General features: G+C 72.7%; 14 protein-coding genes and 1 pseudogene. 4 read left to right on the forward strand and 11 right to left on the reverse strand.

What is annotated here, in order from left to right; translation table 11 throughout:
* The first annotated feature begins 701 nt into the window (after positions 1 to 701).
* Positions 702 to 1271 (forward strand): hypothetical protein, encoded by a 570-nt coding sequence (locus AOQ37_RS19315; protein ID WP_062645809.1) that lies wholly within the window; start codon positions 702 to 704, stop codon positions 1269 to 1271.
* A 530-nt stretch (positions 1272 to 1801) separates the two neighbouring features.
* Positions 1802 to 2041, forward strand: a complete 240-nt coding sequence (locus tag AOQ37_RS19320) for a hypothetical protein (protein WP_062645810.1) — start codon at positions 1802 to 1804, stop codon at positions 2039 to 2041.
* Positions 2042 to 2191: 150 nt separating this feature from the next.
* Here the strand turns inward: AOQ37_RS19320 and AOQ37_RS42140 are convergent, their stop codons facing one another.
* The 9 genes and pseudogenes from AOQ37_RS42140 to AOQ37_RS19360 all read right to left on the reverse strand — a co-directional run bounded on the left by AOQ37_RS42140 (position 2192) and on the right by AOQ37_RS19360 (position 10622).
* On the reverse strand, positions 2192 to 2599 hold the full coding sequence (locus tag AOQ37_RS42140) for an Rv1322 family protein (RefSeq protein WP_374701526.1): 408 nt from the start codon (positions 2597 to 2599) through the stop codon (positions 2192 to 2194).
* 144 nt (positions 2600 to 2743) lie between these two features.
* Positions 2744 to 3247, reverse strand: a pseudogene (locus AOQ37_RS41395) (sigma-70 family RNA polymerase sigma factor); the annotation flags it as partial.
* Positions 3240 to 3419 carry a hypothetical protein gene (locus AOQ37_RS19330; protein WP_062645811.1) on the reverse strand — a complete coding sequence of 60 codons (180 nt, stop codon included), beginning with the start codon at positions 3417 to 3419 and terminating at the stop codon, positions 3240 to 3242. The pseudogene AOQ37_RS41395 and the gene AOQ37_RS19330, both read right to left, overlap by 8 nt.
* Positions 3420 to 3556: 137 nt before the next feature.
* Positions 3557 to 5467, reverse strand: a complete 1911-nt coding sequence (locus AOQ37_RS19335; RefSeq protein ID WP_062645812.1) for an SMI1/KNR4 family protein — start codon at positions 5465 to 5467, stop codon at positions 3557 to 3559.
* 180 nt (positions 5468 to 5647) lie between these two features.
* Positions 5648 to 6094: a hypothetical protein gene (locus tag AOQ37_RS19340; protein WP_062645813.1), complete on the reverse strand. Its 447-nt coding sequence runs from the start codon at positions 6092 to 6094 to the stop codon at positions 5648 to 5650.
* A gap of 11 nt (positions 6095 to 6105) precedes the next feature.
* Positions 6106 to 6993, reverse strand: a complete 888-nt coding sequence (locus tag AOQ37_RS19345) for an NAD(P)-dependent oxidoreductase (protein ID WP_078890265.1) — start codon at positions 6991 to 6993, stop codon at positions 6106 to 6108.
* A gap of 97 nt (positions 6994 to 7090) precedes the next feature.
* Positions 7091 to 8572 (reverse strand): MFS transporter, encoded by a 1482-nt coding sequence (locus tag AOQ37_RS19350; RefSeq protein WP_062645815.1) that lies wholly within the window; start codon positions 8570 to 8572, stop codon positions 7091 to 7093.
* A 386-nt stretch (positions 8573 to 8958) separates the two neighbouring features.
* The gene (locus AOQ37_RS19355; RefSeq protein ID WP_062645816.1) at positions 8959 to 9930 is read right to left on the reverse strand and encodes a helix-turn-helix domain-containing protein; all 972 of its coding nucleotides are present in this window, start codon (positions 9928 to 9930) and stop codon (positions 8959 to 8961) included.
* A gap of 44 nt (positions 9931 to 9974) precedes the next feature.
* Positions 9975 to 10622, reverse strand: a complete 648-nt coding sequence (locus AOQ37_RS19360; protein ID WP_062645817.1) for a hypothetical protein — start codon at positions 10620 to 10622, stop codon at positions 9975 to 9977.
* A gap of 340 nt (positions 10623 to 10962) precedes the next feature.
* Here AOQ37_RS19360 and AOQ37_RS19365 point away from each other — a divergent pair, with 340 nt between their 5' ends.
* Positions 10963 to 12288, forward strand: coding sequence for an alpha/beta fold hydrolase (locus AOQ37_RS19365; protein WP_062645818.1), 1326 nt, complete (start codon positions 10963 to 10965; stop codon positions 12286 to 12288).
* Between the two features lie 318 nt (positions 12289 to 12606).
* On the opposite strand, the gene AOQ37_RS19370 is transcribed toward AOQ37_RS19365, so the two are convergent.
* Entirely contained in the window at positions 12607 to 13050 is a 444-nt protein-coding gene (locus AOQ37_RS19370; protein ID WP_062646067.1) for an ATP-binding protein, read from the reverse strand.
* 642 nt (positions 13051 to 13692) lie between these two features.
* Between AOQ37_RS19370 and AOQ37_RS19375 the strand changes: the two genes are divergently transcribed.
* Complete coding sequence (locus AOQ37_RS19375) at positions 13693 to 14895, forward strand: acyltransferase family protein (RefSeq protein ID WP_062645819.1); 1203 nt, start codon at positions 13693 to 13695, stop codon at positions 14893 to 14895.
* Between the two features lie 5 nt (positions 14896 to 14900).
* Here the strand turns inward: AOQ37_RS19375 and AOQ37_RS19380 are convergent, their stop codons facing one another.
* On the reverse strand, positions 14901 to 15803 hold the full coding sequence (locus AOQ37_RS19380; RefSeq protein WP_374701516.1) for a chitosanase: 903 nt from the start codon (positions 15801 to 15803) through the stop codon (positions 14901 to 14903).
* Positions 15804 to 15865: the final 62 nt, after the last annotated feature.

The following is a 15865-nucleotide window of genomic DNA, read 5'->3' on the forward strand; positions in this document are numbered from 1 at the left end:
TAAGCCTCGGTCCGGAGCAAGGTCAAGATGTCGGACGGATCGAATCCGGGAAAGATCACAGGTCACGGGAGAGGGGTTCGCCCCGGAGTACGGGCGAGGGGTTCGCCCCGGAGAAGCGGCTCGCCGACGTCCGGGGTGAGGAGGGGGCGGGGCCGGGGCGAGGACGGGGGAAGGAGGGGTTCTTCGCTCGTGCCAACGGTCACCCGTGCCAGGGCGGCCTTCCTGATCGGGTGTGTCCGGGGGTGTTCGGTCGTGCGTCCGGGGGCGTCCGGGAGGGGGTCGGGGGGTGTGCGGGTGGGTGTCCGGGGGGTGCTTCCGGTGGGCGTGTGGAGCCAGGAGGCCGGCGCGGCTGCCGTGGGCCTCGGCGCGGGCCGGGTCGAGTCAAGTCGGGCCGGGTGGAGTCGGGTCGGGTCGGGTCGCCGGACTGACGCGCCCGGCTCCGAGCGGGTGTCACCGGCGGGTCCAGATGATCGTCCCGTGTCTTCCCGGCGAGCCGTTCCTCCCACACACCGTCATCGGTGATCTGTTCCCTCCGTCCATCGGTCACCCCCGCGCGAACGACCGACGGCGGCCCTAGATTCGGCGCCGGATCCGCTCGGCACGGGAGGCCTCACGAGCCCTCGCCGGGCGAACGGGTGTGCCGTGGCGCGCCCGTGTTCACCACGGTCCGGGGCCCCGCGCCCCGAGGGGGGAGACTGCTCATGACACTCATCGACAGGACACTCGGACGGCTGTCACGCCGGGCGGGCGTCGTCGCGGCCGCCGTCGTGACGGTCGCCGCGTCGGCGCTGGTGGCCGCGCCGCCGGCCTCGGCGGCCACCTACCAGTACGACTGCCGGCGGCTGTCGGGCTCGGGCTCGTACAGCAATCCCGTTGCTCTGGGGAACGTGACCGGGCGGACCGTCGTCGCGGTCAACTGCCCGCCGCTCACGTCCGGCGCCGGCTACGCCCACCGGTACTTCAGCTTCACCCTCACCCGGCCCGCGCGGGTGCCGTCGTACGCGGGCGCCTCCTTCGCCCTGGACGCGACGCGCAGGTCCGCCGTCAACCCCTCGCTGAGCCGGGGGGCTTACACGATCATGCACACCTCGGCGGGCGTGTGGACCTACAACCGTGCCGGTGCCGCCAACGGGCGCTACCTGCCGCTGGGACCGCTGCCGGGCGGCGGGGTGCTGCCCGCCGGCACCTACCGGCTCAACCTCCAGAAGCTGGACTCGCCCCTGAGGTCCCTCAGCACCCCGTGGTTCAACGTGGTGGTCGCCGTCTCCTGAACCGACCGGGCGGCGACGCGACGGCCCACGTGGTGGGGACCACCGTCTGCCTCACCTGGCCCGCCGGACCGGCCGATTTCACCCGCCCCGGCCGGCCAGGTGAGGAGCCGTTCGGATCTGCCGGGAGGTCAGAAGCGAGGGATACGGGGCGTTGCCGGACGCCTGGCGCCGCCGGACACCCAGTACCGGACACCTCGGAGGCCGCGCTGCGGGCGCCTCGGGTGCCCGGCACTGCCGGACGCCCGAGGCGCCGAATCCACCGGACGCCGGGCACTGCCGGACGCCTCGGGTACCGAACGTACAAGTGCCGGAAGCTCGGATGCCGGACGCCTCGGACGACCGTCCGCGGCGGCGGGCCATCGCTTCGGAACTCGTGGCGCCACGGCCCGCCACGAGCAGGGCATCCGTCAGAGAGCTCCGGCCGGGCGTCCGGGCAGTGCCCCCGCCTGCCTGGCGATAGCCTGCGGGCCAAACCGGAGAGGCGGACCCCAGTGGGCTTCGACGCAGAACGATCAGCGCGCATCGCTGCAATGCAGGAAACCGCCCGGCCCGTCTGGGAGGCGACCGGCGACACGGACGCACTCCAGCAGTTCCTCAAGGACAACGGGTGTCACGGCGTGGAAGCCGTGTTCGTGACCATGGGCCTGCTGCACTGCGACCTTGCCGAAGCTCAACGAGCCTTCTTCAACGCCCCGTGCCGCGATGCCGAACGCCGGTTCCACAACCACGCCCTGGACCTGCTCGAAGAGGCCGCCGACACCGACGCCTGACAGCGCATCGGCGACAGCGGACAGCCCCTTGACTCGGCCATTAGGACTCCGCCCGCCTCGACGGCCTCCGGACGACGACGCCATCGGCCGACTTCGGCCTTCCGTCGATTCGGCCTTCGGGCAAGTCCGCCGCTCGGGCGACTACGGCCCTCAGTCGCCGGATTGCTCCGTGCCCGTCGCGCTCCGGTTGTCGTGGCGGTCCCGGGCGTTCCAGCACGCCTTGTGCCAGTGCCGCCGGTCCTGCGGGCCATCCTGTCGGGGCCATGCCACCACATGCGCGACGCCGGACGGGATCACCTGGTCGCAGCCGGGGCAGCGGTATCTCTTGCCCTCGGCGCTCGCGCCCGACACGTCCCGGACGTGCCAGGCCTCGCCCTGCGACTCCCGTGACGCCTCCTCCGGCACCTCCTCGGCCCGCTCGGCGCGGAGCCGGGCCAGGGACCGCCTGCCCCGGGTCCGGAACGGAATCCGCCACCCGCCACCCGTACCGGCCGGCACCGCCCGAACGGCAGCGGCCGACGCCACCAGCCCCACCGTGCCGACCACGATCAACGCCATCAGCTGGGCCGCCGACGCCGAGCGCAGGAGTTCCCCCACCTCGCCGCCCACCGCCGGGTCGACCGGCGACAGGCCGGACCGCGGCCATGACGCGGCCGTGCCGCACAGGACGACCGCGGTGGCCAGGGCGCCGAGAGCGACCCGCAGGGTGACGAGAGCCCGGGAGACATGGGTGGCCACCGTCCCCGGTGCGGCGCCCATCGCCCTGGCGGTCTGCGCCTGGGTCAGCCCCAGTTCCTTGTTCAGCCGTACGGCCCGGCGCTGCTGGGGCGGCAGTGCGGTGAGCGCCGCGGCGAGGTCCAGGCGCAGCTCGGCCGCTGCGCACGGGTCGACGCTGCCGGCCGCGGTCTCCCACCGCACGTCCGCGTCCAGGGAGGCGTATCCCCGGCCGGTGCGGCAGCGCCTCTCCGCGTGCCGGACCTCGTTCCTGATGGCGGTGAAGACGTACGGACGGAGCCACTCGACCGGTTCGGGGCAGGCCAGTACGCCGGCCAGGGCGTTGTGCACGATGTCCTCGGGATCCGCCCAGGACGGCGGGACCCCCGAGGTCCGCAGCCGTTTGCGGGCGTAACCGACGAGCTGGCCGTGCCGCTCGGCGACCAGAGCCGCCAGCGCCTCGGCGCGCCGGGCCCGTTGCTCCTCATCCACGCCGCCCCCGCCTCCCCGTCCGGCGCCCGCCGTGTGCCTCCCGCTCGGCCCGCAGGAGTTCGGCCTTCCCCGCGGCCCGGATGCGGAACGCGATGCTCTTCAGCACGCTGCTCAGCCCCGGCGCGAACAGCAGCACCAGGTACACGGCGATGCCGATGCCCGTCGTCTCCACCGGAAACCCCTCCAGTCTGCGGCCTGTCAGCGCCTCACGGTGAAGCAGCGGCCGTACACACACCCCAGAGCCGTCCGGCCCCTGGATTCTTGACACGGCACCGGAGATTTTTTCTCGACGAGGCGACGGACCCGGGTTCAGGGCCGGTGCCGCCCGAGGCTGATGCAGGCGAAGGCCTCGCCGTCGCGTGGCGCCCGGGTCCAGGACCGGGTGGTGAAGGTGTGGAGCCTGCCTCGGGTCAGCGCGAAGCGAGGGAGTGAGAGACCGAGTTCGGCGTGCAGGGCCTCCAAGGCCCGCAGTTCGCCGTCCGGTTCGGTGTCCCCGGGGCGGAACAGCCGCGCGGGGTCCAGGGCTTCGGGAATCGCGCCGGAGCGCTGGATCTCCGTGCCCCGCACGGTGAACGCGTAGAGCTCCACGCCCTGTTCGGCCACCGACAGGTGGAACGCGCCCCGGCGGCCGCCCGAGGAGGAGGGCCTCGGGTCGCACCACACCACCACCGCGCGGCCGGACGAGGAGGCGACCCGGGCCGGCGACAGGACCAGGTCACCCAGGTGGCGCGCGCGGCCGTCGAAGGCGAACGCCCACGCTCCGGCGGTGCGCCCGACGGCGACCACGGCCCGGTCCTCCCAGAGTTCCACGCCCTCTCGCTCGCCGGGCCTGGGTGCGCGCCAGGACGCCTCGCGCGGATCCGTGGGTGCGCTCAGCTCGGCGCCTTCCTCCCCCAGCAGGGCGTGCAGGCGGGCCGGGTCGGCCCCCTCCACCCAGACACAACGGTATCCGTCGAGCGGCCAGAGGTGCGGCTCGGACTCCGTCAGCCAGGCGAGGCCCGGCGGGTCCAGGTCGGGCACCGGCTCGGGGGCGGGGCCCGTTTCCCCGGCGCGCGGGGTCGCGAGGATCTCCCTCCCCCGCTCCGGGGTGATCAGCGGACCGAGCACCGGATCGGCGAGCAGACCGATCGGGGCGATCAGCGCGGGTCCGGGCGTCTCCCACCGCGGCAGCCCCTCCCGCAGGATCCGCCAGGCGGTGTCGGTGTCCCCCCAGCGGGCCACCTCCCGGGCCTGCGCGACGGAACGGCCCCACGGCCCGGGGGGAGCGTAGCGATGGGTGCCGTCCCGCATCGCGCCCAGTGCGGCCTCGACCGTCTCCCGGGCCACCCCGCGGGCGGTCATCATCGTGATCCAGTGGTCGTCGCCGCCCAGCCGCCACTCGCCGCGCGCCGGTGTCGTGGCCGCCGCGGGCAGGATCTCGGGCAGGTAGCGCGGGTCGGCCACCAGGTTGCCGTAGTCCCGGGAGCTGTGCGGGGCGAGCAGGTGGCGGAGCTGGTTCAGCAGGACGGCGCTGTGCGGCCGTCCGAAGGACTGCGCCTCCTCGAGCAGGGCCCGGGCCTCCTCGTACCGTCCGCGCACGGCCAGTCGGCGGGCCTCCTCCACCCGGGTGTCCTGGGCGCGTGTGGTCGCGTTGACGAAGTCGGCTCTCTCCACGCGGTCGGCGTGGAAACCGCGGTACATGGACTCCATGTACGCGCGGAACGACGGGTAGCGGTCCGGGAATTCACCGCTCCAGCCCTTGTAGACGTAGAGCGCCCACTCGCCGTCCTCGTCGCTGTCGCCCGGGTCGAGCAGCGCGTGGGACATGTCGGAGTCCGTCTCCAGCCGCAGCGCCCGTCGCCACATTCCGGCCAGCAGGACGTCCTCCGCGCGCGGGTTGTCGCCCAGGCTCTCCTCGTACAGCGGGGTCATGCCGTACGCGTCCTGGAACCAGTCGATGTCCGCGACACCGCCGAGCTCATAGACCCCGGCCGTCTGTTCCACGTGCCATCCGTCGCTCACGGCCAGGAACTCCCGGTACGAGGGCGGCAGCCGTCGCCCCAGCCGCTCCTCGGCCGCGGCTATCGCCGACTCCGTCGCCCCGGGTCTGCCCGGGTGGGCGGCGCTCCGCCCGCCGTCGCCCTCATGCTCACCCTGGTCATCGTCATCGTCCGCGCGCGGAACCCATTCCTCCTGCCAACGTCCGAGGAAATCGTGCCAGTTGAAAGAATCGTCACTCATGGCCGGATGGTGTCATCCGGCACCGACAAACGGCCTGGCGGGCGGTGTGACGGCGGGCGCGGCCCGGCCGTGTGCCGCCCGGCCGTTACGCGAGGCGAGGACCCGAGGGCCGAGCCGGACACGACCCGGCCCCCGGCGGGTTCCCGCCGGGGGCCGATCTCCTGACCGCGACCGTAAGGGTCAGATCCGACCGCCGGTGAGCCGGGTGAGAGGGCCTTGCGGCTGGCGGCCCGAGCGACGGCCCACCGCGTACGAGGCGGCGGTCAGCGCGCCGAGGCCGGCACCGACACCCGCGGCGATCAGCTTCCGGTGTGCGATGACCGTCCAGGCCGTCTTGGCGGTCGCGGCGACCTGGCCCGACGTCGTGATGATCGCCTGACGGCCCGCCTCCACGCCGCGCGAGGCGGTGTGCGCCGCGCTCTGCACGGCACCGGTCGTCGCCTCGGCCGAGCGCTGGACTCCGTTCTTGGTGGCCGACGCGGCTTCGTCCGTCTTCGTCGCGGCGCTCTTCGCGGCCCGGGCCGCCGGAGCGGTCGCCTTGTCCGTGGTGCGCCGAGCCTTGGACGCGGTCACCCGGGCGGCTGCGGACTGTTCATTCGTCTTCCTGTTCGGTTCACTCATGGACATCGCGTTGCCGCTCACCGCGACGGCAAACCCGTACGGTCGCCCGACATCTGCGGAGTCGCCCGGACGAGATCGGCGATCAACCGCTCACCGGTCACGGCCGGGTCGTCCTTGTGCGCTTCCCACCGGGTGAACGTCTGCGCTGCCGCCTCGGCGAAGTCGGCCGGGACGCCCACCGCCCGGCAGGCCCGGGCGATCTCGCGCATCTCCGGCTCCCAGCGCCAGGCCCGCGGCCCGGCGGCGGCCAGGTGTTCCGGCTCGGCGAGCGGGGTGTCGGGCAGCATCTGCCGCGCCAGGTCGAGCAGGTCGTCCAGCACCCCGTGCCCGTCGGCCAGGGCACATGCCTGGGCGGCGACGGCGTACGAGATCTTGTTGTAGGCCGCGAAGGCCAGCTTGAGCGCCGACGCCCGCCCGATCGGCCCCGCCAGGGTGACCGGGGTGAGCGCCGTGCCGTCGAACAGGGCCGAGACCCGTGCCACGGCCGTGTCGTCGCCCGAGAGGTAGAGCCGGGTCCGTCCCCTCTCGCGTGGGGGCGGGCCGGTGATCCCCCCGTCCACCACGGTCACCGCGTCGTCGTCGAACACCTCGGTGATGTCGGCCATCCGCTCGGGGCTCACCGCGTTGGCATCGACGTAGACGCCCCGGAACCCGGCCGCCGCCACCTGTGCGGCGACGTCGAGCGCGGCGGCGGGAGGACAGACGCTCAGCACGACCTCGCAGGTCGCGGTCAGTTCCCGGATACTCGCGGCGGACCGCAGCCCGTGCTCGGCGGCCCGTTCCCGGCTCGCCGTCGACCGCCCGTGCGGCAACCACCAAGCCGCGGCTCCCGCCGCCACCGCCTGTGCCGCCACGCGTGCGCCCATGGCTCCCGGGTGCAGGATTCCCACGTCTCGATGCCCCATGTACGGACCCTAACGGCAGGCCGCGCCACGGACGACGGCCGCCGGCCACGATCCTGACGACGTCCGGTACCGCCGCGCGCCCACGGTGGGCCGTGCCTCAGCCGCCGCCCGGGACCGTGTCGCCCTTGAGGCGTTCCAGGTCGGAGGGGCGCACCTGGATGACCACGATCGCGATGAGGGCGGCCAGCACGGTGAAGATCGCGGCCGTGACGAAGGCGGCCGATACGCCGGACGTGAGGACCTCGTCCGACCAGGGCGCGGGGAGCTGCCCGGTGCGCCGGAATTCGAGGCGTTCGGCCGGGGTCGCCTGGGCCAGGAAGTCGGGGATCTGCTTCTCCGCCTCGTTGCGGCTGGCCGTGCCGTACATCGTGACCAGGATGGACAGGCCGAGCGAACCGCCCACCTGCTGGGTGGCGTTGAGGAGTCCGGAGGCCGCGCCGGTCTCCAGCGGGGACACGTTGGACAGCGCCATCAGCGTGAGGGAGACGAACTCCATGCCCATGCCCAGGCTGAAGACGAGCATCGGGCCGAGGACGCTGCCCGCGTACGTGGAGTCGACGTCGGTCAGGGTGAGCCAGGACAGGCCTCCCGCCGCGAGGATCGCGCCCACCACCATGAAGGGCTTGGGGCCGTACGTGGGCAGGAACCGTGAGGCGAGGCCGGCGCCGACCGCGATGACCGCGCTGACGGGCAGGAAGGCGAACCCGGCCGCGAGCGGGCTGAAGTCGAGCACGTTCTGCACGAAGAGGGTGAGGAAGAAGAACATGCCGAAGATCGCGGCGGCGAGGCACAGCATGATGCCGTAGGTGCCCGCCCTGTTGCGGTCGGCGAACATGTGCAGCGGGGTGATCGGCTGCCGGGACCGCCGCTCGACGAGGATGAACACCGCGAGGACGACGACGGCCGCGACGAACGACGCCACCGTGACCGCGTCCCGCCATCCTTCCTGCGCGGCTCTGATGAAGCCGTACACCAGCAGCACCATGCCCACGGTGGAGGTCAGCGCGCCGGCGATGTCGAAGTGGCCGGGGTGGCGTTCGGATTCCCTGATGTAGCGCGGCGTGGCGAAGGCGATGAGCAGTCCGATGGGCACGTTGACGAACAGCACCCACCGCCAGTTCAGATACTCGACGAGGATGCCGCCCGCGAGGAGGCCGATCGCGCCGCCGCCCGCCGAGACCGCGGCGAAGACCCCGAACGCCCGGTTGCGCTCGGGCCCTTCCGGGAACGTCGTGCTGACCAGCGAGAGGGCGGTGGGGGAGGCGATGGCGCCGCCGACGCCCTGGAGGGCGCGCGCGGCGAGGAGTTGGGCCTCGTTCTGGGCGAGTCCGCCGAGCAGGGAGGCGAGGACGAACAGCAGCACTCCGAAGATGAACACCCGCCGCCTGCCGAGGATGTCGCCGACCCGGCCGCCGAGCAGCAGCAGGCCGCCGAAGGTGAGGGTGTAGGCGTTCACCACCCACGCCAGGCTGGTGGTGGAGAAGTCCAGGGAGCGCTGGATGTCCGGCAGCGCGATGTTCACGATGGTGATGTCCAGGACCACCATCAGCTGACAGGAGGCGATGACCAGCAGCGCCATCGCGTTGCCCCCGCCACCCTGTCGGGCGGTGGTGCGGGGTGCTGAGGTCGGCTGCGGAACGTTGCTCATGGTGTGTCGCCCGCGCGGGGGCGGGCCCTGGGGAGAGGTCGGCGGACGGAGGCGTCCGCCGTCGGGTCCACCGTTCGACGGTACGCCCGCGGCCGGAGCGTCACCACTCGATCATCCGGCGGCCCTCTTCGCGCGTGGTGCGCGCGGCCGGGCGGTTCCGCGCCGCGCCAGGACTCCCCCGTCGTCCTGGCACGGCCCCGGTCACCCCGGCGGTGCGCCGCGGTGATCACCAGGATGCGGCAGGGGCGGGTGGTGTGTCGTTGGCGCAGGGTCCACAGCTACTTGGCGGAGCGTCCACCGGCGGCGAGGCGGACGTCCTAGGCCTCGGTCAGTGCCTGTGCGCGCAGTTCGCTGGGCGAGAGGCCGTAGGCGGTGCGGAACGCCCGGCTGAACTCGGCGGCCTTGGGGTAGCCCCAGCGGGCGGCCACGGCGCGGATCGGCAGGTCGCGCAGTCGGGGATCGGCGAGATCGCGGCGGGCGTTCTCCAGCCGCTGGTCGCGGATGTAGGAGGCCACGCCGAGGCCTTCGGCCCGGAAGAGGCGGTACAGATAGCTGCGGGAGACGTGGTGTGCGGCGGCGATCGCGGCGGGGGTCAGGTCGGGGTCGTCCAGGTGCCGTCGGATGAAGGTCTTGACGTGCAGGGCCAGGGTGCGGTCGCGGGTCTCCGGCGGGAGGCGGAGGTCGGTGTCCACGGTGTGCGCGAAGAGGGCGGTGACCAGGTCCGTGACGACCGTGCCCAGCCGGGATGCGTCGGAGGGCTGGTACACGGAGGTGTCCGCGACGAGTTGGCGCAGGAACTGCGAGAGCAGCGCGCCGATCCCCTCGCGGCCGGAGAGCAGGCTCCCCAGCACCTGATCGGCCCGGCGCCCGGGCACGGCCACCAGGGCACGCGGCACCTCGACGCCGAGGACGGTGACGGGCTCGGCTCCGGTGAGCACCTCCCACGACCGCGAGGAGGAGTTGATGTGGAAGTCGTTCATCCGGTAGGCGGCCTGCTGTCTGCCCCAGTCCGCCGCTCCCTCGCCCTTCAGCAGGAGGGACAGGTGGTACGTCTCGGGATCGGACTGGCGGATGAGTTTCGGCGTGCGGCGGAAGACCAGGTGGTCGAAGGTGGCCGGCCACACCACGACGTCGCCGAGCGCGATCACGCGTTGGCTGCCGCGGTAGTCGGCGACGCGGTCGCTGCTGAGCCGCATGGGCGCGTGCGTCCGGCCCATGCGCTCCGCCCACGCCTCGAACCGGACGTCCACCGGCAGGTCCGTGGTGCGGAAGACCGACTCGTGCAACACGCACGTAGTCAACCACACCGGGTTCAGGAGGCTGTTGGCGGCGGTCAGCCCAGGTGAGCGGTGTCGACTGTCACGGCGTCCGTGGTGTTGGCGGTGATCGTGATGTAGCCGGGGTCGCCGTTGCGGTCGAGGTAGCACATGGCGTACCCGACGGAGACGGCCGCCTTGCGTTCCGGGTTGTCGGTGACGGCCTTGCGGCAGCCCTCCGCCGTGGGCACCTCGGACGAGCCCCACGACGCCAGGTTGCCGCTGGTGGACATCAGGAAGCCGCCCTGGACGTAGAGGGCGTCCGTGCCGGCGTCCGCCACCACGGGCGGCGTGGACGTGAAGTCGTAGCCGACGGGGGCCTTCTGACCGTCCGACTGTTCCATGACGAAGCCGCGCACCAGCGCGGTGGAGGGTGAGGAGGTGCCGTCGGGCAGACCGGCCGTGACCGCCGCGCCTCCCCCTCCGACGACCACCAGGGCGGTGAGTCCGGCGAGCAGCGGATGGGCGTACGCCAGGGTCAGCAGGGGCCCGATCACCGGGATGGAGAACTTCATCTGGGTGTTCTTCTGCGTGATCCGGGCGCTGCCGCTCGCCGTCGCCGTCTGCGTCGAGGAGTGGTGGCTGCCGGGCTGGGGTGGCACGAAGGTGTCGTCGCGGGAGTCGTGGTCGCCGAGTCGCGCGCCGCGTGTGCGGTCGGTGTTCATGGCTCGGGACGCTAGCGACAGCCGACCCCGTGGTCTTGTTTTGTCGCAGATTGTCGCCAAGGGCCCGCTTACAGGCGTTCGTTGTGTTGCGCGTGATCGGCGAGGGGAAGGCTTCGGACTTGCTACTCGGCGGTCATATTACTGAACCGTAACCTACCGACCGCTACCCGAGGTAACCCAGCCCTCGCTACGGTCCTGACAGTTCGTCTAAGAGCGGTACGGGCAACGGTGGACGACCGGGACCCGTACCGCTCGGTCGTCACGGTCCGCACCCCACCGGGCCGTCCGCCACCCGAGCCGCAGACGAAGGCTCGGCCTCCCACCTCACCGGAGGTCCGCCATGCCCGCCCCCACCCGCCTGCTGGCCGCAGCCGTCACCGCTGCCGCCTGCCTCGGCGCCACCGCCGTACCCGCCGACGCGACCGCGCAGTCGGACGCCGTGGTCTCGCGCGGCGTCACCATCCCCACGTTCTACAACCCGCCCGCCTCCCTCCCGGCGGCCGACGGCGCCCTGATCCGCTCCGAGCCGCTTCCGCTGGCGTTGAGCCTGCCGGGCATCGACGGACCGCTGCCCGGCACGGCGACCCGCCTGATGTACAAGTCCACGGACTCGGCCGGCCGCCCCATGGCGGTCACCGGCGCGTACATCGAACCGTCGGCCCGATGGACGGGCAGCGGACCGCGGCCGCTGGTCGTCGTGGCCCCCGGCACGATGGGCCAGGGCGACCAGTGCGCCGCCTCCCTCGGCCTCGAACACCCGCTCCTCGTCAACGGCCAGACCCTGTCCGTCGGCTACGAAACGCTGGCGGTCTACCGCCTCCTCGCCCGGGGCATCGCCGTCGCGGTCACGGACTACACGGGACTCGGCACGACCGACCGGCTGCACACCTACGTCAACCGGGTCGACGAGGCCCACGCCGTCCTGGACGCCGTCCGCGCCACCCGTTCCCTCGACGGCACGTCGCTGACGACGGCTTCCCGGGTGGCGCTGTTCGGCTACAGCCAGGGTGGCGGGGCCACGGCGGCCGCCGCCGAGCTCCAGCCCTCGTACGCCCCCGACGTCACCCTCGCCGGGACCTACACCGGGGCTCCGCCCGCCGACCTGGTCGCCGTCACCAAGGCCATCGACGGCGGTGACCTGGCCGGGGCGCTGGGCTGGTCGGTGAACGGCTTCCTGGAGTCCGATCCCGCCCTCGTGCCGATCGCCGAGGCTCACCTGAACGCGGCCGGCCGTGCCGCGCTCAAGGACCTGTCGACGATGTGCGTGGGCGACGCCCTCCTCTCCTACAACTCGGCCAGCAGCACCGCCTGGACCACGGACGGAAGCTCGCTCAGCGACATCGTCCAGGCCGAACCGGCTCTCAAGGCGTTCCTGGACGACCAGCGCATCGGCACCCTGAAGCCCGCGTCCCCGGTACGGGTGGCGACCGGTACGGCCGACGACCTGGTACCCCACGCCCAGGCGCGGGCCCTCGCCGTCGCCTGGTGCGCCAAGGGCGCCGACGTCACCTACAAGCCCGTCGTCCTGCCCGGTCTCGGCCGGTCCCTGATCAACCACTTCACGCCGCTGCTCGCCGACCAGGGCGACGCGATCTCCTGGCTGGCCGACCGGCTCAACGGCAGGCCGGTCACGTCCAACTGCGCCACCCTCCCCCTCCGGCCCTGACACGAGTCACTTCGGACACGAGTCACTCCGACTCGAATCGGTCCCGTGAGGAGTCGGTCACGACATGAGTCGGTCGCGACTTCAGTCGGTCGCGACTTGAGTCGGTCGCGACTTCAGTCGGTCACGACTTCAGTCGGTCACGACATGAGTCGGTCGCGACTTGAGTCCGCCTCGGCGGCCGGTACGCGCACGCGCCGCGTACCGGCCGCTGAGGGCTGTATACGGACAGACACGTGACAGGCGTGCGGACACCTGCCGTGCGCCGCCCGGTCGGGCGCGGCCGGGCGCCTTGGTGCCGCCGGGCGCAGTGGTTCTCCGTCAGTCGGAGAGTCCCAGGCGGGCGACGATCCGTTTGCCGACCGGCTCCCGCGCGACGTCGAGGTCCTCGGTCACCGCCCGCACGATCTCCAGGCCGTGCTGGCCCACCCGCGTCGGGTCCGGCGGGCGCGGCTCCGGCAGCACCGGGTCGCTGTCCCAGACCGCGATCTCCACCGCGGCACCGGCGATGCGCAGCTGGAGCAGGACCGGACCGGGCGCGTATCTGAGCGCGTTCGTGACCAGCTCGCTCACCACGAGCTGGGACAGATCGAGGGCCCGGGCCGACACGGCCAGGCCGTGGCGGCTCTGCGCACGACTGAGGAAGTCGCCCGTGAGCCGACGCGCCCGGGCGATACAACCGTCCTTGCCGTCCAACGCCACCGTGGTCTCGGCAGGATCCCCGTCGGTGACGGAGGGATCCTGGTCGGGCGGGACAGGTTCCATCCGGACCGCCTTCACTACCCCGTTCATATCGGCGCGGCTACCCGCGAACCCACCCCCTACGCCTCAGCCGCACCACGCACCCGGTCATCGGGACGCAGGCCGTCGGCGGTGTCGTCCGCGGACCCGGCGGCGTGCGCCCCGCTCACGAGCGGGTCGGGGTCGGTCGGCAGCGCTTTCCGCACCCGGTACCGAGAACGGGTGCAGCGCCTTCCGAGGGCCACGGGCGACACCGGGGACGGCGGAACGGGGCCGCGTCCGCGCCGGCTCCGCCGGGACGGCACGGCACCGTCACGCTCGCCGTGAAGGATCAGCCGATCGACGGCAACCGGTCCCCGTCATCGGGGTCAAGGCGGGCTGGGACCTCACGCCGCGCCGGGGCGACGTAACGGCTTTCGAGAACATGGAGGGCATCTCCCGGCCGCGCGCGGTCGGGTTGCACTCCACCAGGAGCCAGGCCGAGCCCTGCGTTCCCCGGAAGGTCGCCCTGCCGGACGGCCAGGACCGCGCACTGCCGGACGGCCGGAACCCCTCCCGGCCGACGTACCCCTCCCTCGCACAGAATCCGGACCGCCCATGCAACCCCCGCCCCTGGTTCCGCCCCGCCCAGGACAGTCACCCTCGGTGATCGAATCTTCACCCGACATGCCTCCGCCGGTGCGATGGGGCTGGCTCGACGCGTTGCGGGCCGTCGCGGCTCTCGCGGTGGTCCTCGACCACTCGTCGTACGTGTTCCTGCCGGAGTTCCGGCGGGAAGTGATGCCGCAGTTCACCGTCGGGCGGTACGGCGTCCTGCTGTTCTTCCTGGTCAGCGGATACATCGTGCCGGCGTCCCTGGAGCGCGGTGGCTGTGTGCGGTCGTTCTGGATCAGCCGGGCGTTCCGCGTGTACCCGATGTGGGCGGCCGCCGTCACCGCGATGCTGACGCTCACCCTGCTGGGCGTGACGGAGTGGCGCGCCGGTCCGGGCAGCCGGAGCCTCGCCACGGTCGCCGTCGCCCATGTGACCCTGCTCCAGGAACTCCTCGGGACGCCGAGCCTCCTGCTCGTCCTGTGGACCCTCTCCTACGAGATGGCCTTCTATCTGCTGGTCGTCGCCCTCTTCACGGTGCGTCTGCACCGGCGGTCGGCGGCGATCGCCGGGACCCTCGCCGCGCTCGCCGCCGTGAGCGCCACGGTGGGGGCCGCGCTCCCGGTCTCCGCGCTCTCCGGCGCCGCAGGGACCGGACCGCTGGTCGCGCTCGTCACGGCCGCCCTGGTGCTCGCCGTCTGCTGCGCGAGCGCCGGGACAGCCGCGCTCCGGGTGGCGGGGGGTGTACTGGGCGGGGTGGCTGCGCTGGTCCTGGTCGCTTTCAACGGCACGGTCGCCATGTGGGAGGGCCTGGTGATCCTCGCCGTGATGTTCCTCGGCACCGCGGTCCACCGCGCCGAGCACGGCGGGAGCGGCCGGCGGCGCGTGGCGGGCACGGCCGCCGTGGTGGTCCTCTGCGCCGTGGGGAGTGCGTACGGGTCCGGGGACGACCCGCACTTCACCCGGCGCGGCTGGATCCTGGCGTTCCTGCTGGCGGCGCTCACGTTCGGCGCCGGTCTGGCGCTGCGCCACCGGCACGTACCGCGCCCGTGGGGCGCGCTGGGCACGATCAGCTACTCGGTCTACCTGGTGCATCCCGTGCTGCTGGCGGTGACCGACGGCACGCTCGGCCGGTGGCGCCACGACGTTCCCGCGCTGGAGGCGGCGTTCATCGCCGTGCTGCTGCCGCTGTGCGCACTGACCTACCGGTACGTCGAGGCACCGGGCCAGGCGTGGGGCCGCAGACTGGCACGCCGCTTCCAGCCGGGATCACGTTGAGGCGGTCAGCCGATGTGGAAGCTGTCGCCGTACACCTTCCAGTCCAGGGGCGGGTCGAGGTCGAGGTTGCCGTTGCGCAGGAAGACGCGCTGGGCGGTGTCGACGCGACTGGTGTCGCTGTGCGCCTCCTCCTGCTTCATGGCCCAGACCCGGGCGTCGAGGAAGGCGTTCAGGTACGTCGTCTCGTTGCCGCCCTGGGCCGGCGGCTTCGCCTTCGTCAGCGCGCGTTTGCGGATGTTGCGGAAGCTGGTGGGGTCGGTTCCGTCGCCGTGCATGACGATGGCGTCGTAGTAGGCGAACTGACCGAGGACCCGCAGGCCGTCCGTCTTGCCCTGCCGGACGGCGGGGTCGAAGTAGACGCGGTCGCGCTCGTCGTTCTGGGCCTGCTGGAAGGCCGCGTCCTGGGCGGCCTTGCGCCAGTCCTTCGGGTAGTTCGGGTCGAGGCCGGAATGCGAGTCGCTGCCGTCGACCGCGCGCAGGGCTGGCAGGTACTTGGCGAGGACGTTGCCGGGCCGGCGGTCGCTGTAGAGCTCCACGAGATCGAGCATGTCGCCGGTTCCGGAGCAGAACCCGATGATGCCGGCGGTGTATCCCCGGCCGTCGCCGATGTCCTCGATGTACCCGTACTGGGCCTTCCAGTCGAGCGAGGAGTTCTCCGCGCTCGACACCAGCTTCATGGCGATCTCCTTCTTCGCCGGGTCGTCGAGGCCCTGCGCGGCGGTGGCCGCGTTCGCCCGGGGCGCGTCGAGGAGCGGCGCCGCCGCCAGGGCGCCGGCGAGGGCGAGGAAGAGGCGGCGGGAGGTGGGGGTGGAGAGGGGGGTGGGGGTGGAGAGGGGGGTGGGGGTGGAGAGGGGGGTGGGGGTGGAGGTGGGGGTGGGGCCGTCGGCCGGCCCGGACATGTGCACCACAGTGGCTCCAGGTGGGGAGTGGGGGGTGGGGTGACTCTGCACTGCGACTGACAGGAAAGTTT

The organism is Streptomyces maremycinicus, from assembly GCF_001184025.1.
Lineage (GTDB): Bacteria > Actinomycetota > Actinomycetes > Streptomycetales > Streptomycetaceae > Streptomyces > Streptomyces maremycinicus.

Bases quoted from the DNA above. Each gene is read 5' to 3' on its own strand.
- AOQ37_RS19335 (WP_062645812.1), bottom strand. From the start codon at position 5,467: ATGAGTGACGATTCTTTCAACTGGCACGATTTCCTCGGACGTTGGCAG.
- AOQ37_RS19375 (WP_062645819.1), top strand. From the start codon at position 13,693: ATGCCTCCGCCGGTGCGATGGGGCTGGCTCGACGCGTTGCGGGCCGTC.
- AOQ37_RS19370 (WP_062646067.1), bottom strand. From the start codon at position 13,050: ATGGAACCTGTCCCGCCCGACCAGGATCCCTCCGTCACCGACGGGGAT.
- AOQ37_RS42140 (WP_374701526.1), bottom strand. From the start codon at position 2,599: ATGGCGTTGATCGTGGTCGGCACGGTGGGGCTGGTGGCGTCGGCCGCT.
- AOQ37_RS19365 (WP_062645818.1), top strand. From the start codon at position 10,963: ATGCCCGCCCCCACCCGCCTGCTGGCCGCAGCCGTCACCGCTGCCGCC.
- AOQ37_RS19360 (WP_062645817.1), bottom strand. From the start codon at position 10,622: ATGAACACCGACCGCACACGCGGCGCGCGACTCGGCGACCACGACTCC.
- AOQ37_RS19345 (WP_078890265.1), bottom strand. From the start codon at position 6,993: ATGGGGCATCGAGACGTGGGAATCCTGCACCCGGGAGCCATGGGCGCA.
- AOQ37_RS19340 (WP_062645813.1), bottom strand. From the start codon at position 6,094: ATGTCCATGAGTGAACCGAACAGGAAGACGAATGAACAGTCCGCAGCC.
- AOQ37_RS19350 (WP_062645815.1), bottom strand. From the start codon at position 8,572: ATGGCGCTGCTGGTCATCGCCTCCTGTCAGCTGATGGTGGTCCTGGAC.
- AOQ37_RS19315 (WP_062645809.1), top strand. From the start codon at position 702: ATGACACTCATCGACAGGACACTCGGACGGCTGTCACGCCGGGCGGGC.
- AOQ37_RS19320 (WP_062645810.1), top strand. From the start codon at position 1,802: ATGCAGGAAACCGCCCGGCCCGTCTGGGAGGCGACCGGCGACACGGAC.